Source organism: Acidobacteriota bacterium (assembly GCA_035471785.1).
Classification (GTDB): domain Bacteria; phylum Acidobacteriota; class UBA6911; order RPQK01; family DATIPO01; genus JANQFM01.
Map to the genome: position 1 here is coordinate 1 of DATIPQ010000062.1, position 25,132 is coordinate 25,132.

Sequence of the window (25,132 nt, forward strand, 5' to 3'; positions counted from 1 at the left end):
CAACTGCTGAAGGAATACGTGGCGGACGAGCAGGCTCGTTCCGAAATCCTCTCTTCGGTGACCTCCGCGATGGAAGCCAATCGATGATGAGCCATTACGCAGGTCCAATCCGCCCATGACTTCTGGTCTGTGCCCGGCGAAAGGGTGATCCTGCTCATCACCGTTGCCGGTCCCCCCATGATTTTTGTCCGGCTTGTGGAGGGAGATGATCTTGATTCTCGTGGGCAAGTTTTGGTTCGTCGTGTGTTCCAGCTCGTAGATCACGCTGTCTGGTTTCAAGGAAGGATCGAGTTGAAATGATACGGTCAGCTCATGGGTCGGCGCAATGACGATGGATTGCCACTCTTCTATTGTCCACTTGAGTTTGTAAAGCAAGGAATCGATGGTCGCTTGGCGAACGCCTCCCCGAGAGTGGAGAAGGAGACGCCCACCAGCGCCACTATGATCGACACCGGCCAGCGGACTCGTTGCCTTGCTTTCCGTATTTTCATTCTCCTTACTAAGAGTCGATCGAGCGAAGCAGAGTTCATCGCGCGGGCGGCCAGGGAGGGGTTCCTCGGTTGACCACTTGAAAGCCTGGGCGCATAATCGAGAGGAGCTTCGAAGGAGGAAAAAGTGTCGGAACCGTCACCGCGAACGATTCCGCCCGGGAGGATCAAGCTGTCCTACCAAGACTACTTGGCCCTGCCGGATGATGGAAAGCGCTACGAGATCATCGAAGGAGACCTCTACGTGACACCTTCGCCGACGACCCGTCATCAGCGGATCTCGAAGAGAATCTTGTTCCTCCTGATGCAAGAGTTGGAAGAACATGGCGAAGGTGAAGTCTTCAATGCTCCATGTGATGTGTTGCTCGATGAGCACAACGTGATTCAGCCGGACCTCATCTTCGTCCGCCAAGACAACGAGGCGATCGTCAAAGAGAAAAACATCCAGGGAACGCCCGACCTCCTGGTCGAGATCGTGTCGCCTTCCACCCGCCGAACGGACGTCATGATCAAATCCCGCCTCTACGCCCGTTTCCAGGTCCCTCACTACTGGATTGTCGATCCCGACCTCGACCGCATCGAAGCTTTCGACCTGTCCGAGGAAGGCGAATACCAATTGGTCAAGACCTTCTCCAGCCCCGAAGTACTTCAGCTAGAAGCCTTCCCCAACCTCAAAATCCCTCTCAAAGCGATTTTCCGCTAGAGATCGTGTTCCCAGCTTCTCCCTTCCCCCCTCTCAAATTGTCACCCTGCCAACCCTTCTCAAAGGTCACTACGGCGACTAGTTCAACCGCTTCCAGACGAACGCCGCCGCCTCCAACGCCAAGAAACCATCCAATGGGGCCTGATCTCCCCTGTTCCCAGCCGTCACCGGTGTCGGGCGTTGGCAAAGTGACACAGGCCTGGTGGGAGGCGCATCCTTGCGGCGATGGAGGAGATGCCCCCGGTCGGTAGACCGAAACCGGGGGCTGCACTGGATGGGTCAGCCGTTGTGGCGAGGAATTGGCACCGTCGGGACTAACCGGCGCGAATGGCGCAGGTTGGCTCCTGCCTCAGGGACGCTCTTGGCCTCCCTCTCCCACTCTTCAAGGTCATGGGCGGTGTGCCAGGTGATGGTGCGCACTTTGTCCATCAGGCGCTGCATGGCGCCGCGGGCCACCTGCAGGCTGCGCCCCGAGAGACCCGGCAGCGCCAAGGCCTGATTGGCCAGCTTGGCCAACTCTTCGACCTCGTTCCATTGGTGGCGGGAAATCTGTACACGGGGAATGTGCGATAAACTTCGTTCAGCCATTTCGTTCTCCTCTCGTGAGAATGAAGTGGTCAGGGGTCGCAGATAGCGCCTACTATCTGCGGCTCCGCTTAACCGGATTTTCGGTTTTGACCGGCCCCGGCATCGTTCGACTTCGCAGCCGATAAACTTGCAACAACCGAAATCCTATATTGTTTTACCAAGAATTTCGAGGTGAAAATCCACTTTTCTTTCAAGTTACTTAGGCTCGAGTGAGGTTGAGCTGTCTCGCAACGCCCTCTCCATCGCCGCAAGGATGCGCCTCCCACCCGGCCTTGGTACCGCTCAGTGGCCTCCCCGCCTAGCCGTACTGAGGCCTTCATCGGATAGCCGCCATAGGTACAACGGGTGACCGGCAACTGGACTGATCCTTCCAAAGCTGGGAGGCGCATCCTTGCGGCGACTCTCAAGCCGTGTGGCAAACTGACAGGAGCCGACCGACGGTCGACCCGTTTGGGAACTTGTTGACCACCTAGTCGCCCGAGTGCCGTAGGATGTGGAGAGGCCGCTGGATGCCCTAATCGGCGGTTCTGGGAGAGTATGAATCGAGAAACGATTCTTGGGCTCATTGACGGCATCAACGTGTGGAAGCGGGGATCGGTTCGTGCTCCTAATAAGCCCCTCTTGCTTCTCTACGCGCTCGGCAAGATCGCGCGGGAAGAAACTGAGCCGATTCGATTCGAGGAGGCTGCCCCTGTACTGACGGAGTTGCTGCGGGAATTCGGTCCCAGTCGGACGAACTACCATCCAGAGTATCCATTCTGGCGTTTAGCCAATGACGGCCTGTGGTTGCTGGAAGCTGAGGAACCGTTGAGCATGGAGGAAACGGGTCACGATCCCTCAGCCAGGGAACTGGTCGACAAGAAGGCCCAAGGGCGATTGCCGGATGCCTTGTCCGAGAGGCTTGGGTCTGATCCCAAGCTCACCTGGGAGCTTTCACTCTCAACGCAGAGCACCACATTTTGGTCTCAGAACGCGTCACCGGCTCAACCGGCTTTCATCACACTCTCCTGCGCCACCACGCCCACCCAGCCCGCCTCCCCCAACACCCCGAACACGTCCCCGATCCGAAGTCCCTGGCCTGGCACCGCAGAGAGGTGTTCAAAGCGCGTCCCCGGCACACTGCCTAGCTTTCTTTTGCCAGGTAATGGATCCAGCAAGGGGTCCCTAGATGCAGCCAGTGACAGCCAGATAAGATCAGACAAACTACGGAAAGAGAGGCATTTACAGCAGGGCGCCCAAGAGGAGGAAGAGGGTGACGGCTAGGGCGGCGGCGGTGGCGGCGTAGGGGGCTTGGGTGCGGACGTGGTCGATGTGGTCGGTGGCGGCGGCCATGGAGCTGATGATGGAAGTGTCGGAGATGGGCGAGCAGTGGTCGCCGAAGACGCCTCCGCCCAGGACGGCGGCGATGGTCAGAGATTGATCGAGTCCGATCAGGGTCACCATGGGGATGGCGATGGGCATCATGATGGCGAAGGTTCCCCACGAGGTTCCCGTCGAGAAGGCGATGAAGCAGCTCAGCAGGAAGATGAGGGCGGGAATGATGGCTGCCGGCAAGGCGGCCTGAGCCAGCTTGGCCACGTAGGGGCCGGTGCCGAGTTCCGTGCAGGTGGCTCCGATGGCGAAGGCCAGCATGAGCAGGGCCGCAACGGGCAAGAGCGGCTTGGCGCCGTTGATGGTCAGGTCGATGGACTCGTGCAGGTTGAGGACGCCTTGCAGGCGGTAGCTGATTGCAGCCACCACCAGGGCCGTCACCACAGCCCATAGCACCGCCTTCGATCCGCTGCCCGCCAGGATGTCGCCTCCGCCGTCCACGTAGAGGCTGATGGGCACCATTAGCACCAGCGTGACGACCGGCAGCACCATGTTGAAGGCCCGTGCCGGAACCCCCTCTTTGGCTTCGATCTCGCCCGCCTCTTCCGAGATCATGGGACGCGCGTCCGGATTCAGCTTCTTGCCCTCCAAGGTGCGCTTCTCAGCCGCCACCATGGGGCCGTAATCGCGTCCCGTGATGACCAGCACCGCCACCAGCAGCAAGGCCGCCATGGCGTAGAAGTTGAAGGGAATGGAGGAAATCAGCGCCTGCACCGGACGCTCGATGTTCTGGGCCGCCAGCAGTCCGATGACGTAGGCGCCCCATCCGTTGAGCGGCAGCAGCATGCACTTGGGCGCCGAGGTGGAATCGAGGATGTAAGCCAGCTTTTCGCGCGAAACCTTGTAGCGGTCAAAGAGCGGACGCGACACCGTGCCCGACACCAGGATGCAGATGTTGGACTCGATGAAGATCACCAGCCCCAGCACCCAGGCCATGAGTCCGGCCTGCTTGCGGTTCCTGACCAGCCCCCGCGACTCCACCCAGGTGATAAAGCCCTTGACGCCGCCCGAACGCTGGGTGAAGGCGATGACCGAACCCATCAGCAAGGTGAAGAGGATGGCCCTCGTGTTGGAGGCGCTCTCGAAAACCGAGACGATGGCGTCGATCGAAGAAGCCACGCCCGCAAAGGGATTCCAGTCGTCGATGATGGTCCATCCCAGGCCGATGCCCAGCAGCAGCGAGAGGTAGACTTGCTTGGTGGCGATGGCCAGGACGATGGTCAACACGGGAGGCAGCACGGAAAGCCAGCCGTAATCTTGCATCCGCCCGTTCTACGTGTCGGCGGGTGTGCTGTCAAGACGCGAGGCGTCGGTGTCAGACACGGGCACGGCGGAGTTAGAGAACGACAAGTTGGGGAAGCCGGGTGATTTTATGGGCGCCTTCAGTATGATCTCATTTCGATGCTAAATTGCCGGTTGGCGCTGGATCTCAGACTCAGCAGCAGGTTTCATTTCGAATAAACGGCCTTGCCAGCACCCTATTCTCGCCTAAGGGCTGTCGCATCGTTCCAGGAAAACGGGCCGTGTGCCGAGATTCTCTGGACGCGCCAAGGAGACTTCCTTTCAAGAAGTCCGTAACGCAGCCGGACACGGAATTTTTCGCCCAGAGTCGGCGCGTCCCTTCCAGCCCGCCAGATCGTGTCCTCGACCGATGGGTTGTAGCGATCTTGCAGAAGACCGTTCGGTATGGCGGCTGCAATGATGCTCTTCAGACTCGTATTCCTTTGTTCTTGTTCATAGTGGTACTTCACGATGATGATAGTGGTCAGGTAATGGAATTTTCCGCTTTCCCAGACTTTCGGCATAGAGCCGGGCTGGTCAATCAGCGTGCCACGGCGCTCTTGTCTGACACTCATCGAGGTCTGCGACATCTGAAGCGTAACAGTCTTGGCATCCTTCTCGGTTTTCGAATCGACGAATAGGGCCTGCCGCAAGGCATATTCAGGATGGAACACATATCTGGCGCGCTTGTAGTCGATTTTCCCAAATAGCCGGTCCTCGATGCGAGACAGGCCCATCCGATCCAAAGCTTCACGCGTGATGTCTTCGCCGACATCCTGAAGGTTGTGTTCGAATTTCTCCGTTTGAACCTGGAAGATTTTGAGGGCTTCTTCCCTGAATTCGATCAGCGCCTGAACTGCGAGGCGCAGAGACGCTTTCTCCACATCCTCCACAATAGTGGCCGTGGCATCTTCAGGATTCAGAAACATCACAGTTGCCGGGTCGACCGTCTGAGGTTTCGCCGGGCCAATTCAGCATAGCGCGGCTCGATGTCGATGCCGAGAAAACGCCGATTGTGTTTCGCTGCGGCAATCGCGGTGGTTCCGCTCCCGACAAAGCAGTCAAGAACAGTGTCCTCAGGATCGCTGAGCATCCTCAGAACTCTCGTCGGCAGTTCCTGTGGGAACTTCGCCTCATGGTCGTCGTTGGCCCGCACCGAGGGGAACTCCCACACGGCCCTGGAACCCCAATCGCGCCATTCCTTTCGACTCAACCTGGAACGGTCGATCTTCGTGACCCCCGGCTTCCAAAAGAAGTACAGGTACTCGAACTCGTCAACCGCCCGATACGACAGCGAAGCCCAGCGGCTGTTCTCCCAGGCGGCATCCTTGACCCAGATCCGGCGATCATAGAGATAGAATCCGGCATCCATTCCCCACTGTTCGATCAAGCCCCCTACCAGCTTGACTCGCGTTTGACTGCCGTATTTGCCTCCGCGGATATTGTTGCCGTTCAGTCTCCGGTCAACCGTCTGCTCGCTGCACCCGAGCATTTTGGCGATCTGGTAGCGATTCAGGTCCGGATTCTCCTCCATCGCCTGAACGACATCATCCCGCGTGACAGGCGAACGTCTTCGTCCTACGTTCTCGGTGGCGATGCGAGGCATTTCCGCATCCTTGAAACAGAGGATATCGGCGATGTTGATGACTAGAAATCCACCAGGCTGGATGATCGGATAATGAAGGGCGATGACCTGCTCCAGCAGGCGCTGCCATTCCTCAAAGCACAAATCAGCCTCGTAGCTCTTGCCCACGAAGTAGGGCGGTGACCAGACGCTGACCGCGATGCTGTTCGGCTCGACCTTCGGCAGCAGTCCAAGCGCATCGCCGCAGTGAATCGTATTGGTAGCCAGCCATTCCCTCTCCTCATTTCCGTTGCGCGAGTAGACTTTCTTGAGCTGTTTCTGCAAGTCCTTGGGTAATCTGTCGTAGTTGAACGGCATTTCCGCGCATGCGCTGCTCATCACAATCTCCTTTCCAGGGCTACCGATCGAACGGACCACTACAGGTTATATCTTGGGAGTGACAGTCAGACCCCAGGACCCGCCACCGCCAGATCCCCTTTTTCGTTTCCATTCGCCGTAAAGATGATGCCCTGTCGGGCGCGATGTTAAAATATCCAGTTTCGGGGTGGGCGGAACCTTCGGGGCTTGGACGGAGTATAAGACAGAGCAACGACTACAACTGTCATGGAAACTAAGCGACAAGAACTAGATATCGACGCCATTCAAGAGAAAATCCAGCAGGAGAGCGCCTTTGTGGGGCGGCTGACCGACGAGATCGGACGCGTCATCGTGGGTCAGGAATACATGGTGGAACGCCTGCTCATCGGACTGCTGGCCAACGGACACGTGCTCATGGAGGGCGTGCCCGGGCTGGCCAAGACGCTGACCGTGCGGACGCTGGCCCAGGCCATCCAAACCAAGTTTCAGCGCATCCAGTTCACGCCCGACCTGCTGCCGGCCGACCTCATCGGAACCCTCATCTACGACCAGAAAGACGGCGAATTCAAGACCAAGAAGGGACCCATCTTCGCCAACATCATCCTGGCCGACGAGATCAACCGCTCTCCCGCCAAGGTGCAGTCGGCGCTGCTCGAGGCCATGCAGGAACGCACCGTCACCATCGGCGAGAGCACCTTCCCCCTGGAGGAACCTTTCCTGGTGCTGGCCACCCAGAATCCCATCGAGCAGGAAGGCACCTATCCTCTGCCCGAGGCCCAGGTCGACCGCTTCATGCTCAAGCTCAGGGTGGGCTATCCCGACAAGCAGCAGGAGTTGGAGATCGTCCGCCGCATGTCGCGGCTGGAGCAGCCGCATGTGACGGCCGCCGTCACCCCCGAAGAGATCCTCAAGGCCCGCCGCGCCGTCGATCTCATCTACATGGACGCCAAGGTCGAGCACTACATCGTCGACCTGGTCTTCGCCACCCGCGAGCCCGAACAATACGGACTGGGCGAATTGTCGGAGCTGATCGATTTCGGAGGCTCCCCCCGCGCTTCCATCTGCCTGGCCAAGACGGCCAAGGCTCACGCCTTCCTGCACCACCGCGGATTCGTCACCCCCGAGGACGTGCGGGCCGTGGCCATGGACGTGCTGCGCCACCGCGTCATCGTCACCTACGAGGCCGAGGCCGAAGAAGTCACCTCGGAAGACATCGTCCAGAAAGTCATCAACAAAGTCGAAGTCCCATAGGCCCGCATGATTCCCAAAGAGATCCTGCGCAAGGTGAAACGCCTGGAGATCACCACCCGTGGACTCGTCAACGACGTCTTCTCGGGCGAATACCACTCCGTCTTCAAGGGCCGCGGGATGGATTTTTCGGAAGTGCGCGAATACCACTACGGCGACGATATCCGCAATATCGACTGGAACGTCACCGCCCGCAGCGGACGCCCCTACGTCAAAGTCTTCGAGGAAGAACGCGAGCTGACGGTGATGCTGCTGGTGGACGTCAGCCGCTCGGGCGAGTTCGGCAGCGCCCAGCGCATGAAAGGCGAAATCGCCGTCGAACTGTGCGCCCTGCTGGCCTTCTCGGCCATCAAGAACAACGACAAGGTGGGGCTGATCATCTTCACCGACCGCATCGAGAAGTTCGTCCCCCCGCGCAAGGGTCGCAGCCACGTGCTGAGGGTGTTGCGCGAACTGCTCTACTTCAAGCCCGAGGGGCGGGGCACCGACATCGGGGGGGCGCTGGAGTACCTGATGCGGGTGACCCGCCGCCGGGCGGTCGTGTTCCTGGTTTCGGACTTCATTTCAAAGCCCTACCGTCAGCCGCTCAAGGTGGTGGCTCAGCGCCACGATTTGGTGGGATTGCAGATGATCGATCCGCGCGAGATGGCCATTCCGCCGGTGGGGTTTCTCGAGATCGAGGACGCTGAAAGCGGCGAACACCTGTTGGTCGATACCGGCAGCCAGCAGTTCCGCAAGCTGGTGCGCGCCAACACGCAGGCTCAGCAGCGCCGGCGCGAGGAGCTGTTCCGCTCCCTCAAAGCCGACCTGGTGGAGATCATGACCGACCAGAGCTATTTCGAGCCGCTGGTGGAGTTTTTCCGCAACCGGGCCAGGAGGATCAGGCGGTGAGGAGTTCTTGGGCCAACTCGGAAATCGCCGCAGGGATAAGCTTCCCACGCTGCGCGCGGGCCGGGATGCTGTGCTTGCTGCTGACGGCTGGGCTGCAAGCCCAGTCGGTGGACGCCCAGCTCGACCGCCAGAGCATGCTGTTGGGCGACCGGGTGTCGCTGACCGTGACCGTGCTCCACGATCCCGCCGGACGCATCGTCTGGCCCCAGCCTGAGGAGGGACGCTTCGGCCCCTTCGAGGTGCTCGACGAGCAACTGCTCGACCCCGCCAGCCAGGACGGACGCATCGCCTCGCGCAAGCGCTGGATTCTGACCGCATTCGAGCTGGGCCAGCTCGACCTGCCGCCACTCAAGCTGGAGTGGATCCCGGCCGGACGCGACGACGGAGAGGTGCTGGAGACCCCCGCCCTTTCCCTCACCGTAGAAGAAGTCGGAGCCGATCCCCAGGGCGAGCTGCGCGACATCAAGCCGCCCGCCGAGATTCCGCTCGACCCCTGGAGGGTGGCTCTGTGGATCGCGCTGGGTTTGGCGGCGGCGGCCCTGGCCTGGTGGCTCTACCGGCGCTGGAGGCGGCGTCCGCGCCCCGCTCCGGTCCGGGCTCCGCGCCGCGCTCAGCCCCCCCTGCCGCCTCACGAGCTGGCCTACCGCGAACTGGCTGAACTGGAGGTCTCGCCGCTGCTGCAGGAAGGACAAATCAAGGAGTACTACACGCGGGCCTCGGAAATCATCCGCCGCTACCTGCGCGGACGCTACGGCATCGACGCCATGGAGATGACCAGCCGCCAGATTTCCCAGCAACTGCAGCGCCTGCGTCTCAGCCTGCACAACCAGCGCCTCTTCGAGCTTTTCAGCGAACGCTGCGATCTGGTCAAGTTCGCCAAGCTGCGTCCCAGCGCCGAGAACAACTCCAAGATCGTCCCCCTGGCCCGCCAGATCGTGGACGAAACCAAGGAAGAGCCCAACAAGCCCCAGCCTCAGCCGGCCGCGGCCATGGCCACAGCCTCGGGAGAGGAGGGCCCATGAGCTTCTACCGCTTCGCCGATCCTTACCTGCTGGGCCTGCTGGCGCTGCTGCCCTTGATGGGGCTCTGGTACTGGAGGCGCGTGAAACGCAAGGGCGCCACCCTGCTTTATTCCGACATCGGACGCCTCAAGCGGGCCGCCCGGGCCTCTTCGGCGCGCCGGCGCCATCTTCTCTTCGCGCTGCGCATGCTGAGCATGGCCTTGCTCATCGCGGCCTTCGCGCGTCCTCAGACGGGGGTCAGCGGCGAGGACATCCTGACCGAGGGCATCGACATCATGCTGGTGCTCGATTTCTCCAGCTCGATGCTGGCCGAGGACCTCCAGCCCAACCGCTCCCAAGCCGCCAAACAGGTGGCCTCTCAGTTCGTGCAGGGACGCCGCAACGACCGCGTGGGACTGGTCGTCTTCGCCGGCTTGGCCTACACCCAGTGTCCGCTGACCCTGGACTACGGGGTGCTGCAGGACCTGCTGGACGAGATGGAGGTGGGCATTATCGAAGACGGCACCGCCATCGGGATGGGGCTGGCCACCGCCGTCAAGCGCCTGCGCGACAGCGAGGCTGAGTCGAAGGTGGCCATCCTGCTCACCGACGGACGCAACAACCGGGGCGAAATCGATCCCCTCACCGCCGCCCAGATGGCCAAGGCTTTCGGAGTCAAGGTCTATACGGTGGGCGCCGGCACCCGGGGGGAGGCGCCCTATCCCGTCAACGACCCCATCATGGGACGCCAATACCGGCGCATCCGCGTCGACATCGACGAAGACACCCTGCGCCAGGTGGCCGAGACCACCGGCGGACGCTACTTCCGCGCCACCGACCGCGAGAGCCTGCAGCAGGTCTACGGCGAAATCGATCAACTGGAACGCACCGAGATCAAGGTCGAGCAGTTCACCCGCTACGGCGAGCTCTTCCACTATCCGCTGGCCGCCGGGCTGCTGCTGCTGCTTTTGGAACTGGCTCTGGCCCAGACGCGTTTCCGTAAAATCCCATAAGAAAGGGGGAGAGGCCGCCACATGTTTCGATTCGCATTTCAGTCCATGCTCATCGGCTACCTGTTGGTGCCCTTGCTGGCCCTCTTCCTGTGGTGGGCCTGGCGGCGCAAGAAGCAGGTCTTGCAGACCTTCGCGGGCAGCCGGTTGGCGCCCAAGCTGGCCCAGATGGTCAACCGCAGAGCGCCCCTCTACAAGGCCCTGCTGCTGGTCGTTGCGCTGACCCTGCTGATTACGGCGCTGGCCCGTCCTCAGTTCGGCACCCGCCTTGAAACCGTACGCCGCGAGGGGCTCGACATCATCATCGCGCTGGACGTCTCAGAATCGATGCTGGCCGAAGACATCGCTCCCAACCGGCTGGAGAAGGCCAAGCACGCCGTCTCCTCGCTCATCCGGCGCCTGGACGGCGACCGCATCGGACTGGTGGCCTTCGCCGGCGAGGCCTTCGTCCAGTGTCCGCTGACGCTCGATTACGGAGCCGCCCAGATGTTCCTGCGCTCGATGGACACCCAACTGCTCTCCGTTCCCGGCACAAACCTGGGCAAGGCGGTGGAACTCTCTCTCAAGGCCTTTCAGTCGGGAGAAATGAAACACAAGGTGCTGATTCTCATCACCGATGGAGAGGACCATCAAGGCCAGCCGCTGGAAAAGGCCGAGGAGGCCTCGGATCAAGGCGTGACCATTTTCACGGTGGGGATCGGATCGCCCCAGGGCGTCCCCATTCCCGAGTTCGATCAAAGGGGCCGCCGGGTCGGCTTCAAGAAAAACCAGCAGGGCGAAGTCGTCACCACGGCTCTGGACGAGGCCAGCCTGGAGCGGATCGCCGAGACCGCCCAGGGACGCTACTTCAGGGCCACGCCCGGCGAGGACGAACTGGCCGAGCTGGCTGGAGAAATCGAATCGATGGAGAAAAGGGAACTGGACTCGCAGCAGTTCAGGCGTTATGAAGAACAGTTCCAGCTCTTCCTGGGCGCGGCCTTGCTGCTGCTGTTGGGCGAGTTCTTCGTGCCCGAGCGGCGCAAGCCCAGCCGCATCTGGAAAGGACGTTTTCAATGAAGCCTTGGAACCGATCTCGCGACTTGCGTCACGGCCTGCTCGTGCTTTTGCTGTGGCTGGCCGCAGGCCCGTCTCTGCGGGCCCAGGCCGGACGTTCCCAAGTGGCCGAGGGCAACCGCCTCTATGAGCAGAAGCAGTTCCAGGAGGCGCGGGAGAAATACCTGCAAGCCCTGCGCGAGGCTCCCGACTCGCCCGTCCCGCCTTTCAACGAGGGCAACGCCCTCTACCAGAGCAGCGACTACGAAAAGGCCTTGCAGTCTTACCAGCAGGCGATTCAGAAGGCCGATCCCGGACTCGAGTCCAAGGCCTGGTACAACCTGGGCAACGCCTTCTTCAAGCAGGAGAGCCTGGAGGACGCCATCGAGTCCTACAAGCAGGCCCTGCGCCTCGACCCTTCCGATCAAGACGCCAAGTACAACCTCGAAATGGCCTTGCGCCGCCAGCAGCAACAACAGCAGCAACAGCAGAACCAGGACCAGCAGCAGAACCAGAAGCAGCAGCAAGATCAGGACCAGCAACAGGATCAGGACCAGCAGGACCAGCAGCAGGACCAGCAGCAGGACCAGCAAGAGCAGGGCCAGCAACAGCAGCAGCAGGACCAGGATCAGCAGCGAGATCAGCAACAACGGCAGGACCAGCGGCAAGACCAACAGGAGGACCAGCAGCAGCAGAACCAGCAGGACCAGCAGCAACAGCAGCCTGAGCAGGGCCAGGACCAGCAGTCCCGGCCGGAGGAAGGAGAGGGCGAGCCGCTGCCCATGAGTCCGCAGACGGCCGAGCAGTTGCTGCAGGCCATCCGCGAAGATCCCAAGGAAATCCGCCGCCAGCAGCTCAAGGCCAAGCGTCCCGTCAAGGTGGAGAAGGACTGGTAGAGGAGGGCCATGCGAAGAATCCCGGCAGGACTCGGTTTGGCGATCTGGACGGCGCTTTGGGCGGGGCTGGCCCTGGCTCAGGACGTGCAGGTTTCGGCCAGCCTCGACAAGGACGTGGTGGGGCTCAACCAGACCTTCGCCTTGGTGGTCGAGGTGCGGGGGCGCGACGTTGAGGGGGCCGAGACCGAGTTGCCCCCGGTCGGCTCATTCGCCTCCTTCCTGGGACGCAGCAGTTCTCAGCGCTTCGAGTGGAGCAACGGACGCAGCAGCCGAACCGTCACCTACGAGTTCCTCTTCCGGGCCTCTGAGTTGGGACAGCACGAGATCGGCCCGGTCAAGGTGCGGGTGGGCGGCAACACCTATTCCACCAAGCCGGTGCGCATCAACGTCCGGCCGGGTCCGCCGCCCGGCGCACAGCCCGGCTTGGACCGCTCGGGCAATGACGATCTGGTAGCGGACCGGGAGCTCTTCCTGCGAGCCTCCGCCGACCGCACCCGCGTCTACCAGAACGAGCCGGTGGTGGTGGAGTTCAAGATCTACACGCTGGTCCCGGTAAGCACCTACGCCATCACTTCGCCGCCCTCAACGGCCGGATTCTGGAGCGAGGAGTACGAGACGCCCGACCGCGGTCCCCAGACCACCACCGAGGTCATCGGGGGACGCCGCTACACGGTGGCGGTCATCCGCAAGCTGGCCCTTTTCCCCACCGCGCCGGGGACCAAGACGGTGGGCGCCATGACGGTGGACTCGGAAGTCCGCCTGCGAAGCCGGCGCCGCTCCCGCGATCCCTTCGACATCTTCGACTCCGGACTCTTCGGTTCACGCACCGTCCCCAAGCGCCTGCAGACTCAGCCGCTGGAAATCGAAGTGCTGCCTTTTCCAGCGCAAGGGCGTCCGGCCAACTTCAGCGGGGTGGCCGGCAGCCTCAACCTGCGCGCTTCCGTCGACCGCCGGCAGGTGGACGCCAACCAGGCCGTCACCTACCGTCTCACCGTCAGCGGAAGCGGCAATCTGCGCACGCTGCCCCAGCCTGAAATCGAGTTCCCCGACGGCTTCGAAGTCTATCCGCCCAAGATCAGCGAGAGCATGAACCTGGAGTCCGATCCCATCGGGGGGCGCAAGGTCTTCGAGTGGGTGCTGATCCCGCGCAGCCCGGGAAAGAAGACCCTTCCGGCGGTGGAGGTGGCCTTCTTCGACCCGTCAAGCCGCCGCTACAAGAGCGCCTCGGCCCCCGCTCTCGAGCTGGAGGTCACGGGCGATCCCGACGCTCCGGCCGTGGCGGGGGCCAGAAGCCGCGGCGAAATCCGCCAGGTGGCCGAGGACATACGCTTTATCAAGACCCGCGATTCCGATTTTCGCCGGCGCGGCGCCAACTGGTGGGGCGGCGCCACCTTCTGGGCTTTGGCGCTGGGTCCTCTGCTGGCAGTGGCTCTGGCGTTCGGCTACCGCCGCCATTCCGACCGGCTGGCCGCCGACGTCGCCTATGCCCGCCAGCGCCGGGCCGGACGCAGGGCCCGCAAACGGTTGGCGAGCGCCCGCAACCTGCAAGATCCCGAAAAGCAGGAAGAGTTCTACGCCGAAGTCGGACGCGCCCTGAGCGGTTTCGTGGGCGACAAGCTCAATATCGCCGAGGCCGGAATGATCAGCCAACAGGTCAAGCCCCGCCTGGCCGAGAAGGGCGCTTCCCAGGAACTGATCGAGGAGTACTTCGAGTGCATCCGCACCTGCGACTTGAAGCGCTTCTCCCCGGTGGCCGCCACGGCCTCCGAGATGGCCGACTTCATCGGGCGGGCTGAGAAAGCCATGACCCGGCTGGATCGCGAGGTGAAGGGATGAGAGCTTTGCGCCCGGCTCCGGCCGCACTGCGTCCGCTGCTCTGGGTTGCCCTGATGACCGGCCTGCTGGCGGCCCAGGATGACCCCCGCAGCCTCTTCGAGAAGGGCAACCAGCACTACCGCGACGCCCAGTACCAGCAAGCGCTGCAAAGCTATCAGCAGATCCTGGAGAGGGGATACGAGAGCGGCCCGCTCTACTACAACATCGGAAACTGCAACTACAAGCTGGGCGAGCTGGGACGCGCCATCCTCAACTACCGTCGGGCGGCGCGCCTGATGCCGGCGGACGAAGACCTGCAAGCCAACCTGCGCCTGGTGGAATCGCTGCTGGCCGATGACATCGAGCCCCTGCCCGAGTTCCTTCCTCTGCGCCTGCTCAAGGCATGGGTCTATCTCGTTCCCGGCCGCCTTCTGGGCCCGCTGACGGCCCTGCTTTGGGTGGGCGCGGTGGCCGCCTTCGTCCTTCACCTGCTGGCCCGACGTCCGGCGGTGTCTTTGTGGGGATGGCGTCTGGCCCTGGCCGCAGGTGCGCTCTTGCTGCTGCTGGCGCCCACTCTGGCCGCTCAGCGCGGCGACTGGCTGCTGCCGCGCGAGGGAGTCGTCCTCAGCCGGCAAGTGGAGGTGCAGAGCGCCCCCTCCCAAGACGCCGGGCTGCGCGTCTTCACCATCCACGAGGGGACCCGCTTCCGCATCGAGCAGGAGTCGGGCGAGTGGGCTGAGATCGTGCTTCCCGACGGCAAGGTGGGATGGATCCCGCGCACTTCTTTCGAGACGGTTTGACGCCGCCCGCCCCTCTGGTTCATCCTTTGTGATCAGGATCACGAAAACAACCCATCTCGGTCTCTTAGAATTTTGAGGATGTCACAAGATATTGCGGGGCCCATGTCCGCGGTCCGCGGCGAGCTGGAAGAGAAGCGCCGCGGCCAAGACCGCCGCCGACAACCAACTCCATTCCTCAGCACCTACTCCCTGACCCGGCGCGGACGGCGCATGGGTCCCCGGCGCAGACGCGACCGCCTGACCTATGGCTACGCCGACCGCTATGACGTGCCGTTGGTGCTGACTCTGGTCACGGCTCTGCTGCTCAGCACCGCCGACGCCTTCTTCACCCTCCAACTGGTGGCCCGCGGGGCCCGCGAAGTCAATCCCCTCATGAACTTCTTCTTGCAGATGGGACCCACTCCCTTCCTGCTCAGCAAGTATCTGATCACGGGAGCCAGCCTGCTCTTCTTCCTGGCCCACAAGCACCGCCCCTTTTTCGCAGGCGTGACCGGCCGCCATCTGCTCTTCGCCGTCCCCTTCGTCTATACCCTGGTCATTCTCTGGGAAATCACCCTCAGCCTGCGGCTCCCCTGAACGCTTGCGAGTTGGGTTCTTGGAGATTGAGAGTTGGTGACGCAGTCACGCTATACTGGCGCCATGGTTGAACTGAGAAAGCGTCCAGTGGTGCTCATCGTGCGCGACGGATGGGGCCACAACCCCTATCCCGAGTGGAACGAGGCCAACGCCGTCTACCTGGCCGACACTCCCGTCAACGACCGCCTGGTCAAAGACTATCCGACCGTCCAGATCCATACCTCGGGGGAGGACGCGGGATTGCCCCAGGGCGTCATGGGCAACAGCGAGGTGGGCCATCAGAACATCGGGGCGGGACGCATCGTCGATCAGGAGATCATGCGCATCACCCGGTCCATCCGCGACGGGAGCTTCTTCGCCAACGAGAAGCTGCTGGGGGCCTTCCGTCACGCCCGCGAGAATGGCGGCTGCGTGCACCTGCTGGGCCTGTTCTCGGACGGCCGCGTCCACAGCGACATGCAGCACGCCTTCGCCGTCATCGACTTGTGCGCCCGCCTCGATTTCCCGTCCGAACGCTTTTTCGTCCACGTCATAACCGACGGACGCGACACGCCGCCCCAAAGCGGAATCGAGTTCATCGGGCAGTTGCAGGAGCATCTGGGCAAAGCCGGGGTGGGACGCGTGGCCAGCGTCATCGGGCGCTACTACGCCATGGACCGCGACCACCGCTGGGACCGGGTGGAAGAAGCCTACCGCATGCTGACCCAGGGCGCCGACAAGGTCTTCTCCAGCGCCCGGGCCGCCGTTCAGCACTACTATGACCATCCCAGTGAGCCGAGCCGCCGCGGCGACGAGTTCATCACCGCTTCCAGCATCGCCCCGCAAGGGCAGGTGGACTCCAAACAGACCGTCAAGGCGGGCGACTCCCTCATCTTCTTCAACTTCCGCGGCGACCGTCCCCGTGAATTGACCAAGGCCTTTACCTTCTCCGACCGGGACTGGGCAGAGGTCAAGGGCGGGGGATTCGATCGGGGAGAAAAAATCGACGATCTCTACTTCGCCACCATGAGCGCCTACGAGCAGGGACTGCCGGTGGAGGTGATCTTCCAGAAGCCCCCCAAGATGAAAAACATTCTGGGGCAATACCTCAGCGAACTGGAATTGCGCCAGTTCCGCTGCGCCGAGACCGAGAAGTTCCCTCACGTCACCTTCTTTTTCAATGACTACCGCGACGATCCCTTTCCCGGAGAGGACCGTCAGATCCTGCCTTCGCCCCGCGACGTCTCGACCTATGACCAGAAGCCGGAGATGTCGGCCCCCCAGGTCACTGAGGAAATGCTGCGCCGCATCGCTTCCGGCCGCTACCACCTTTTCGTTCTCAACTATGCCAACGGCGACATGGTGGGGCACACCGGCTCGCTGCCGGCCGCCGTCAAGGCGGTGGAAGCCGTCGACCGCTGCGTGGGCAGGGTCGTGGAAGCCGTGCTGGCCAAGGGAGGCGCGCTGCTGGTGACTGCCGATCACGGCAATTGCGAGCAGATGGTCGATCCCCGCAGCGGCGGTCCCCACACTGCCCACACCACTTACGACGTCGACCTCATCCTGGTGGACGACGAACTGAAGGGCGCTACGCTGCGCCAGGGAGGGCGCTTGGCCGACATCGCTCCCACTCTGCTGGCCCTGATGGGTCTTCCTCGACCCCAAGAGATGACCGGCCGTTCTCTGCTCGATTGACCCGCTATCGAACTTCGCAATCCGCTACTGCGAACTTCGCCCTCGTCCGCACCGTCGGGCCCAAGAGTGCTAGCATTCGGGCCATGGAGGAGCGGCGATTTTTCTGGGCGCCCATGGCGCCCCGGGAGAGTGACTTTCAGCAGCGGCGGGCCCTGGGCATGGGGCTGGCATCGGTCTTCGCCGACTTGATGGCGGGCTACGGGCTGGATTTCCCCACCTTCGGGGTGCGTCCCGGGGACTACTCCACCCCGGCTGAGTTCTTCATGCAAACGCCCGGACATCCCGGCTGGGTGGGAGTGTGCGGCTGTTACGGCGACTCGCTTGCTCAGATCGGCTTTCAACTCATCGACGTGGCCGGCTCGCGGGTATTGGACGAGACCAGTTTCCCGGGACCCGGCGGGGGAGGGGATGAGTGGACGCGTCCTCTGGCCCTGTGGCTGGCTGAGGGGACGGGCCACTCGGGTCTCAGCCTGCCCGATGCCCCGCAGTCCCCGCCTGAGGAGGCGGGAGAATTGCTGGCCGAAGCTCATGCCGCCGGCCTGAAATGGATGGCCGGCGAGGTCTCCACCCCCTACGACCGGGAGTTCCAGAAGGCTCTGATCGGGGCGTTCGCTCACTTCGACGCTCACATCGGCCGTTCCCGCCCGGAGCCCGCCATCCGTCAGGCCCTGCTGTGGCTGGCTCAAGAGCTGGGCGACTTTCAGCGCCGCCTGGCCCAGCAGCAAGGCGACGTGCTGGAGGAGATGGGCGCCAATCTCGATCCGGCCCCCATCAAGCCGGTATGGGAGATGTTGAGGAAAGGAATCGAGCAGGGCGCCGATGGCCTGGCCTTCCGGGCTTGCCGCGGCTACGTCAACCTGGCCCTGGGACGGCCCACGGCGGCGCTGGAGGATTTCCGCCTTCTGCAACGCCGCCGGCCTGTCCACGGCCACTTGGCCCTGGCCCGCGCCTACGAGCGCATGGAAGAGCCCGATCAGGCCGTCAGGGAGTTCTCGAGGGCTTTGAGGGCGTCCCCTCCCGATCAGCCTTATGTCGACGTCCTGGCCGGACTCGAATCGCCGCCCGCCCCCGGCTCTCCCTCCATGCGCGCCCATTTGCTTTTCGCCCGCGGCCGTTGCCAGTGGCTCTTCGGCCGCTTCGGCCCGGCGCTGCAAGACCTGGGGCAATCGGTGAGGGAAGAGGGGCTGCGCATCCCCTCTCTGGAGATTCTGGCCCATCTCTACCGCGATTGGGCCCTGGCCCTGGACCGCCAGGGCCTTCCCCAGGCTGCCGACAAGCTGCGCCGTCATCTGGATGTCCTGGAAGACCTTTACAGAGTGCAGCCGAGCGTGCAGGATGTGGAGGCGGCCATCGACGCCGCCCGCCGGCTCAACGATCCGCAAGCCCTGCAACGCTGGCAACGGAGAGGACGAGAACTGCAATTATGAGGAAGAGAATCAAGGTCATCCAATGCGGACTGGGTCCCATCGGCCTGCGGCTGACCCACCTCCTGGCCCAGCGGCCCTGGATCGAGATCGTGGGCGCGGTCGACATCAATCCGGAGAAAGAGGGGGAATCCCTGGACGCGCTGGCCGAGTTGCGCCAGCCTTTGGACGTCAAAGTCGTGTCCGGCTTTGAAGACCTGCAAGGAGTAGCCGCCCACGTCGTCATCCTCACCACCTCATCGCAATTGCAACAGACCGGCCCTCTGATACTGGAGTGCGTGGCCCGCGGGTGGGAAGTGGTCTCGACCTGCGAAGAGCTGGCCTTTCCCTGGGAGACCCATCCCGAGCTCTCCTCCCGCATCGACAGCGAAGCCCGCCGGCAGGGCGTCAGCGTATTGGGCACCGGCATCAATCCCGGCTTTCTCATGGACTATCTTCCCGCCGCCGCCACCGGACTCTGCCAGCGCGTCGACAGCATCCGGGTCGAGCGCATTCAGGACGCCGTCTTCCGCCGCTTGCCCTTTCAGCGCAAGATCGGCGCCGGACTGCCGCCTCGAGAATTCACCCGGCGCGTCGAGGAGGGCAGCCTGCGCCACGTGGGACTGACCGAATCGATGCACCTGATGGCCGCCTGCCTGGGCTGGACGCTGGAACGGACCGAAGACGAGGTGGAACCCGTCATCGCCGAGCGAGAAGTCGAGTTGGAAGACCACACCATCCAGCCCGGACAGGCCCTGGGCGTAAAGCAGACGGGCCGCGGATGGCGTGACGGGCTGGAAGTGATGACGCTGGTCTTCCAGGCTGCCGTGGGGCAGGAGAATCCCCGCGACCGCATCCATATCATGGGCTCGCCTCCCCTGGAGATCGTCATTCCCGGCGGCGTCAACGGAGACATCGGAACCTGCGCCATCACCGCCAACGCCGCCCATACCATCCTGCGCGCCCCCGCCGGCTTGCGCACCATGGCCGACATCCCTCTGGTGAGTTGCCGCAACTGATCGGTTTCGGGCGTCCCGTCCCGGCTTGAGCGCTCTCGCCGGGATGCGGTTGTGATATCTTTAAAGACTCCTGTCTTTCTCAGAGGTGCCCCTTGAAGAATAGTCATTCCCCGCTTTTTCTGGCAGTCATCGCCCTTCTTCTCTCCGCTTCCGGTCTTGCCCAGGCTCCGGACATCCTGACCCTTTCCGGCAAGGTCGTGATGGAAGACGGCTCGGCCCCTCCCCATGAGGTGAAGGTCGAGTTCTTGTGCAATGCCCGCGTCATCCAGGTGGCCCGGACGCGCCACGAGGGCAGCTTCCATTTTCGCCTGGGCGAGGCGCGGCGACCGACCGAGTTGAGCGCCAGTTCGGCCGGTCCGGATACGCTGGAGGTGGGAGGCCGCGGCATCGGAGGGTTGAGAGCTGGAGGCGGCCTGCGCGAAAGCGGCGACGGGCGTTACGATCTCACCAATTGCGAAATCAGGGTGACCCCCCGGCCCGACTGGCGCGCCAACAAGATCACGCTGGGCGTGGAGAGCATCTTCGAGCCTGACGTCGGCGTCATTACGATTCACCAGGTGCAGCCCACGGCCGGCACTTTGGTCAGCGCTTCGACCCTGTCGGCCCCCAAAGATGCGGTCAAAGCGCTCAACAAGGCCAAGAAAGAGCTGGGCCGGAAGAATCCCAGATATGAGCGTGCCGCCGGTCATGCCCAGCAGGCGGTGGAAATCTATCCCGGTTTCGCCGAAGCCTGGAAGTTCCTGGGGGACACCCAGTTGGGAATGGATGAGCGGGATGCCGCCTACCAGGCCTACCGGAAGGCCATTGAAGCCGATGCCAATTTCGTTCCGCCCTATCTGACTCTGGCTGAAATGGAGCTTGAGCAGTACCGCTATCAGCAAGCGCTCGAGTACACCGATAAGCTGGTGGAGCTGACTCCCAACGATTCCAAGGCTCACTACTACAACGGTCTGGCCCGCTACAGCACGGGCGGATTGGAAGAGGCCATGGAGTCCTTCGCCGTCATCGAGAAGAACGGGGCCATCGAGCAGTATCCGGGCTCATTGTTGATGATGGGGGACGCCATGGCCCGCCAGGGACAAGTCGCGGGCGCCGCCAAGTACCTGCGCCGTTATCTTGAGGTGGGCCAGCCCTCCCCCGAGATGGAAGAAAAGATCCGCCGCCAGCTCCAGGTTTGGGCGGAGCAGGGCCTGATCGAAGAGGCCGGCTAAGCGGCCTTTGCTGCAGTGCGTCGCAAGTCTTGATCCACCCAGTTGCGTTATTGCACCCTCTCCAGCGTTCGGACCTTCGCACACCTGAAGGCAAGGTGGCGCCCGCGGTCTCGCTATGCTCGCCGGGGCTTACCCTGATGGGCCAACGAATCTGTCCCTTGCAGGGACAAGAAAGGGAGCCAGCGCCGGTGTTGAAAGCCAAGTCCGGGCTCGCTGAAAGCGAGCGATGCGCCAGCCCAGGGTGGGACCCGCGGCGAGCGAAGCGTCGCAAGGGTCAGAACCCTGGGTCATTGTAGTTCAGCCATCCAGGCTGAAAGCGTGGAATAACGCAACGGGGCCGGCTCAAGACCTTCCGCCGCCGCCGTTCCATCGACGCAATAAAAAGGCCGGCCCGGGGTGAACCGGGCCGGCCTTCAGATGTCGCCTTTGCAGAGGTCTTAGAATTCGTACTTAAGACCGAACTGCATGACGCGTGGCATACCTTGGATGCCGGTGATGTTGAACCAATTCGGCGGCGGCTCGCCTTCTTGCGGATCAACCAGCACGCCGGTGTTTCCAGGCGCTCCTAAGCGCTGGGTGTTGGTGGCGTTGAAGACCTCCCAGCGGAACACGACTTGGTGGCTCTCGTTGTAAGGCATGCGGAAAGCCTTATGGAGACCGAAGTCGAGGGTAATGAAGGAGGAGCGGTTGAAGACGTTGCGGTCGCCCACTTCCCCGGCGTAGGCGTCGCGGAAGCTGTTGTAGGCGAACTGGACGTCGGGGAAGAAGTTGGGATTGTCGCCGCTCTTGGTGGGACCCGGACGCGGGTCGCGGATGCGGGTCACGTTGCTGGAGAGGTTCCAGTTGGTGGCCCAGCGGGCGGACTCGAAGGGGCTGCCGATGGGCCGTCCCGAGTTCCAGCGGAAGACGCCGTTGAAGGCCCATCCGCCCAGTACGCCGTTAACGATGCTGTTGGAGTTGGTTCCGAAGCGCCGTCCCCGGCCAAAAGGCAGGTTCCACAGCCAGTTGGCGTTGACGATGTGCTGGGTGTTGAAGTCTGAAACCGAGTGGCTCAGGTCCAGATTCAAAGGGTTGACGATAAACGCCGCTCCGAAGGTGCCGCTGGTCTGCAGACCGGAGGCCGTATCGAACGACTTCGACCAGGTCCAGTTGAAGTCGAAGTTGAGCGAATCGCCGAAGCGCTCGCGCACCGTGACGGCCAGAGCGTGGTAGTCCGACTCGGCGATGGTGCTGAAGGCCGAGAAGGCCGCGTACTGCGGGTGGAAGAACATGCAGCTACGGCCGTCTCCCAGTCCGCAGTCGATTTCGCCGCGGGTGTCGAGGATGGCCTGGAAGAAGGTCCAGTCGAGGATGTCGAAGCCGCCGGCTCTTCCCCGAGCCACCAGGCCGTAGGCGTTGGTGGTGGCCGTTCCGCCAAAACCGAAGTTGAGGTTGGGGAACAGGTTCTCGAAGAAGGGGATGGCTCCGATGTCTTCAACCGGCGTGTCGGCCAGACGGTTGTCCATCAGGATGCGGGCCGCCTGGTAGAACGACTGGCCGGAGGCCGGGTCCACCAGGTTGTTGAGATGCATGATGTCGCGGGTGGCCAGCAGGTTGCGGGCGCTGCGTCCGATGTATCCCGCTTCGATGAAGAGCCCGTCTCCGAACTCGCGTCCGATGGAGAAGTTCCAACTGTAGTTGACGGGAGTGGTGAGCGCGCTGTCCAAAGAGGACTCGATGCGGCGCGACCGGTCGGAGGGCGTATTGAGCGGGAAGGTCAAGTCCGTGGGCGTGGGGATTCCCGGAAGCGACCGGATGTCCTGGCCGAAACCTGTGAAGAGGGGCGCCAGATTGTCGGTCACATTGTAGGTCTCCGCCGCGATGGTGGTCGAAGAGGAGAAGCCCAAGGTGTTGTTGAGGTCGAAGGAAACCGCCAGTTGGCTTCCGATGCGGTCGTAGGTCATGGCGAAGCCGCCGCGGAAGACCGATTCGCCGTTGCGTCCGAAAAGGGCGCCCAGGAAGCCGCCGTCGAAGTTGGGAGACCAGGCGGCCGAGATTCTGGGAGCGAAGTTGTTGTAGTCGGTCGGGTAGTATCCGTCCTTGCCGTAGAAAGGCCCGGAGGTGTCGACGATGACGGGCTGGTTAAAGGGCACGCCCATGTTGGCCGAAGCCACCCGCTGCTGGAAGATGGTGTCCAGCGGAACGGTGGGCTGCACCTGAAAGCCCTGGGTCTCGTTGACCGGCGTGTTGACGCCCCAGCGCAGACCCAGATTGAGGGTCAACTCGGGAGTGACCTGCCAGGCGTCCTCGAAATAGAACTCGTACTCCTCGGTGGCGAAATTCCGGTCGGTGGGGGTTCCGCTGGGGAGCAGCGAGCCGTCGGCGTCGAAGGTGAAGTTGGCCGTGTACTGGCTGAAGCGACCCAGCACGGCGGCCACGGCGTTCTGCAAAACGCGTTCGGAGGCCGGCGCCAAGTCGTCGATGGGATCGGAAAGCACCGAGCCGGCTCCCTGGTAGAAGCCCAGGTTGGTAACGGCGTCGTCAAAGGCATTGGCGAAGGTGGCCCGGTTGTTGTCGATGAGGCGGATGTTGGTTCCGAACTGCAGCGTGTGAGAACCCTTGATCCAGGATATGTCGTTGATGATGTTGTGAGTGGGCGTGGTGCGGTTGAGCGTGCGGCTGTAGTCGAACTCCTGGAAGACGTCCCTGAAACGGTAGGAGTTTTCACCCGAGTCGCCTTGCTGAGAGAAGGCCTGACGCGTCAGTCCGTAGCGGAAGGTGTTGATCAAGGTCGGCTTGATCGTCCAGGTATGGCCGGCGCCGATCCCGAAGGGGTGGCTCCAAAGGCCGGGCGAGGGTCCTCCGGGGAAGCGGGGCAGCAGCGGGTTCTCAGCCGCGCTGAACTGCTGGTTGTCCCACTGGTAGTTGCTGCGGATGAAAAGCTGCTGGTTGTCGCTGAGGTTGAAGTCGACTTTGCCGATCCAGGTGTTCTGATCCAGCGGCGTCGAGTCGTTGAAGCGGAATCCGCTGGTGTTGAAGCCATCGCCCACCGAACTGTCGTTGGCGGGGAAACGCTGGGCGGCGTCGGCAAAAACGGCCAGCGCCACCGGGTTGACTCCGCCCGTTGCCGGATAGAGGTTGAGGATGTCGTCGGGCGTCAATGTGACGGTTTCGCCGGACGTGTTCTGGTACCTGACCAGTCCTTGTCCCAGATGGGGAAGAGGCACGGTATTGATGCGGTTCGACTGGCTGCGGTCCTTGCGGCCTTCGTAATTGAAAAAGAAGAAAGCCTTGTCCCTGGCGATGGGACCTCCGATGGAACCTCCGAAGAGGTTTCGCAGCAGGACCGGCGTGTCGAGGCCGTCGTCCTCGGTTCCGAAACGTCCGTCCTCGCCCGCCGTCTGAACACGGTTGTTGAAGAAGTCATTGGCCGTGGTGGCGGTGTTGCGGTGGAAGTGATAGAGCGATCCGTGCCAGTCGTTGGTGCCTGACTTGGTGACCAACGAGACCTGCCCGCCCGAGGAGCGGCCCTGACTGGCATTGGGGTTGGTGACGGTGACGCGGAATTCCTGCACCGAGTCGGGCGTCACCCGCAAGACCGGCGTGAAGGCCGTACCCGTCTGCTGCTCGTTGACGTCGATCCCGTCCAGCGTCAGGTTCGATTGGTCGCGACGGGCTCCCGTCACGTTGCCCTGGACGTCGACTCCGGGCTGCAGGCTGAGCAGGTTCACGACGTTGCGCGATTCGAGCGGCAGGTTGACGATCTGATTTTCATTAAAAGTGTTGCCGATAGTGGCGTCCGAGGTGTTCAGGACTTGCTCGGCGGCCCCGGTAATGGTGACCACCTCGCTAATCTCCCCCAATTCCAATTTGAGATCCAGAGTGGCGGGGGTGTCGACCAACAAACGGACGTCTCTCGCCGTGGTGGTTTTGAAGCCGGCCTGTTCGGCGCGAATCGTATAGGTCCCCGGCGAAAGTTGCAGGAACTGATAACGGCCCTCGTCATTAGTGAGAACCGACCGCTCAGCTCCAGCCGCCGACACCGCAGTGACTGTCGCGCCGGGTACGATGCCGCCCTGGGGATCCTTTACGGTCCCAGTCAGCGACGTCGTCTGCCCGAACAGACTGGTGCAGCTCAGGGCCACAAAGCATAGGACCCAGGCAGCCGCAAATAAGGTTTTCAAACAACGCTGTCGTGACATGC

At 62.6% G+C, this 25,132-nt stretch carries 20 protein-coding genes; 14 read left to right on the forward strand and 6 right to left on the reverse strand.

The window, feature by feature from the left end; genetic code table 11:
- A partial coding sequence (locus VLU25_08775; protein HSR68022.1) for a hypothetical protein occupies positions 1-375 on the reverse strand: 375 nt, incomplete at its 3' end.
- Between the two features lie 240 nt (positions 376-615).
- On the opposite strand from VLU25_08775, the gene VLU25_08780 reads away from it, so the two are divergent.
- Positions 616-1,191 (forward strand): Uma2 family endonuclease, encoded by a 576-nt coding sequence (locus VLU25_08780; GenBank protein ID HSR68023.1) that lies wholly within the window; start codon positions 616-618, stop codon positions 1,189-1,191.
- 279 nt (positions 1,192-1,470) lie between these two features.
- Here the strand turns inward: VLU25_08780 and VLU25_08785 are convergent, their stop codons facing one another.
- From VLU25_08785 to VLU25_08800, 4 genes are all read right to left on the reverse strand, one after another.
- Positions 1,471-1,779 carry a hypothetical protein gene (locus tag VLU25_08785; GenBank protein ID HSR68024.1) on the reverse strand — a complete coding sequence of 103 codons (309 nt, stop codon included), beginning with the start codon at positions 1,777-1,779 and terminating at the stop codon, positions 1,471-1,473.
- Positions 1,780-3,000: 1,221 nt separating this feature from the next.
- Positions 3,001-4,413, reverse strand: a complete 1,413-nt coding sequence (locus VLU25_08790; GenBank protein ID HSR68025.1) for a Na+/H+ antiporter NhaC family protein — start codon at positions 4,411-4,413, stop codon at positions 3,001-3,003.
- Positions 4,414-4,628: 215 nt separating this feature from the next.
- Positions 4,629-5,360 (reverse strand): SfiI family type II restriction endonuclease, encoded by a 732-nt coding sequence (locus tag VLU25_08795; GenBank protein ID HSR68026.1) that lies wholly within the window; start codon positions 5,358-5,360, stop codon positions 4,629-4,631.
- Positions 5,360-6,394, reverse strand: coding sequence for a site-specific DNA-methyltransferase (locus VLU25_08800; GenBank protein ID HSR68027.1), 1,035 nt, complete (start codon positions 6,392-6,394; stop codon positions 5,360-5,362). Before VLU25_08800 ends, VLU25_08795 begins: the two co-directional genes overlap by 1 nt.
- Positions 6,395-6,619: 225 nt before the next feature.
- Between VLU25_08800 and VLU25_08805 the strand changes: the two genes are divergently transcribed.
- The 13 genes from VLU25_08805 (at position 6,620) to VLU25_08865 (ending at position 20,949) form a co-directional block, all read left to right on the forward strand.
- Positions 6,620-7,624, forward strand: coding sequence for a MoxR family ATPase (locus VLU25_08805; GenBank protein HSR68028.1), 1,005 nt, complete (start codon positions 6,620-6,622; stop codon positions 7,622-7,624).
- Between the two features lie 6 nt (positions 7,625-7,630).
- Complete coding sequence (locus tag VLU25_08810; protein HSR68029.1) at positions 7,631-8,512, forward strand: DUF58 domain-containing protein; 882 nt, start codon at positions 7,631-7,633, stop codon at positions 8,510-8,512.
- Positions 8,509-9,534: a DUF4381 family protein gene (locus VLU25_08815; protein ID HSR68030.1), complete on the forward strand. Its 1,026-nt coding sequence runs from the start codon at positions 8,509-8,511 to the stop codon at positions 9,532-9,534. Before VLU25_08810 ends, VLU25_08815 begins: the two co-directional genes overlap by 4 nt.
- On the forward strand, positions 9,531-10,526 hold the full coding sequence (locus VLU25_08820; GenBank protein ID HSR68031.1) for a VWA domain-containing protein: 996 nt from the start codon (positions 9,531-9,533) through the stop codon (positions 10,524-10,526). Before VLU25_08815 ends, VLU25_08820 begins: the two co-directional genes overlap by 4 nt.
- Before the next feature lie 21 nt (positions 10,527-10,547).
- Positions 10,548-11,579, forward strand: coding sequence for a VWA domain-containing protein (locus VLU25_08825; GenBank protein ID HSR68032.1), 1,032 nt, complete (start codon positions 10,548-10,550; stop codon positions 11,577-11,579).
- Complete coding sequence (locus VLU25_08830; GenBank protein ID HSR68033.1) at positions 11,576-12,451, forward strand: tetratricopeptide repeat protein; 876 nt, start codon at positions 11,576-11,578, stop codon at positions 12,449-12,451. Before VLU25_08825 ends, VLU25_08830 begins: the two co-directional genes overlap by 4 nt.
- 9 nt (positions 12,452-12,460) lie before the next feature.
- Positions 12,461-14,287 (forward strand): BatD family protein, encoded by a 1,827-nt coding sequence (locus tag VLU25_08835; GenBank protein HSR68034.1) that lies wholly within the window; start codon positions 12,461-12,463, stop codon positions 14,285-14,287.
- Positions 14,284-15,066, forward strand: coding sequence for a tetratricopeptide repeat protein (locus tag VLU25_08840; protein HSR68035.1), 783 nt, complete (start codon positions 14,284-14,286; stop codon positions 15,064-15,066). Before VLU25_08835 ends, VLU25_08840 begins: the two co-directional genes overlap by 4 nt.
- Before the next feature lie 78 nt (positions 15,067-15,144).
- Positions 15,145-15,642 (forward strand): DUF5658 family protein, encoded by a 498-nt coding sequence (locus VLU25_08845; GenBank protein HSR68036.1) that lies wholly within the window; start codon positions 15,145-15,147, stop codon positions 15,640-15,642.
- 63 nt (positions 15,643-15,705) lie between these two features.
- The gene (gene gpmI / locus VLU25_08850) at positions 15,706-17,316 is read left to right on the forward strand and encodes a 2,3-bisphosphoglycerate-independent phosphoglycerate mutase (GenBank protein HSR68037.1); all 1,611 of its coding nucleotides are present in this window, start codon (positions 15,706-15,708) and stop codon (positions 17,314-17,316) included.
- A gap of 83 nt (positions 17,317-17,399) precedes the next feature.
- Positions 17,400-18,743 (forward strand): tetratricopeptide repeat protein, encoded by a 1,344-nt coding sequence (locus VLU25_08855; protein HSR68038.1) that lies wholly within the window; start codon positions 17,400-17,402, stop codon positions 18,741-18,743.
- Positions 18,740-19,738, forward strand: a complete 999-nt coding sequence (locus VLU25_08860) for a dihydrodipicolinate reductase (protein ID HSR68039.1) — start codon at positions 18,740-18,742, stop codon at positions 19,736-19,738. The genes VLU25_08855 and VLU25_08860 overlap by 4 nt, the downstream gene beginning before the upstream one ends.
- 92 nt (positions 19,739-19,830) lie before the next feature.
- Positions 19,831-20,949: a tetratricopeptide repeat protein gene (locus VLU25_08865; GenBank protein ID HSR68040.1), complete on the forward strand. Its 1,119-nt coding sequence runs from the start codon at positions 19,831-19,833 to the stop codon at positions 20,947-20,949.
- Between the two features lie 437 nt (positions 20,950-21,386).
- On the opposite strand, the gene VLU25_08870 is transcribed toward VLU25_08865, so the two are convergent.
- The gene (locus tag VLU25_08870; protein HSR68041.1) at positions 21,387-25,130 is read right to left on the reverse strand and encodes a carboxypeptidase regulatory-like domain-containing protein; all 3,744 of its coding nucleotides are present in this window, start codon (positions 25,128-25,130) and stop codon (positions 21,387-21,389) included.
- Between the last annotated feature and the right edge of the window lie 2 nt (positions 25,131-25,132).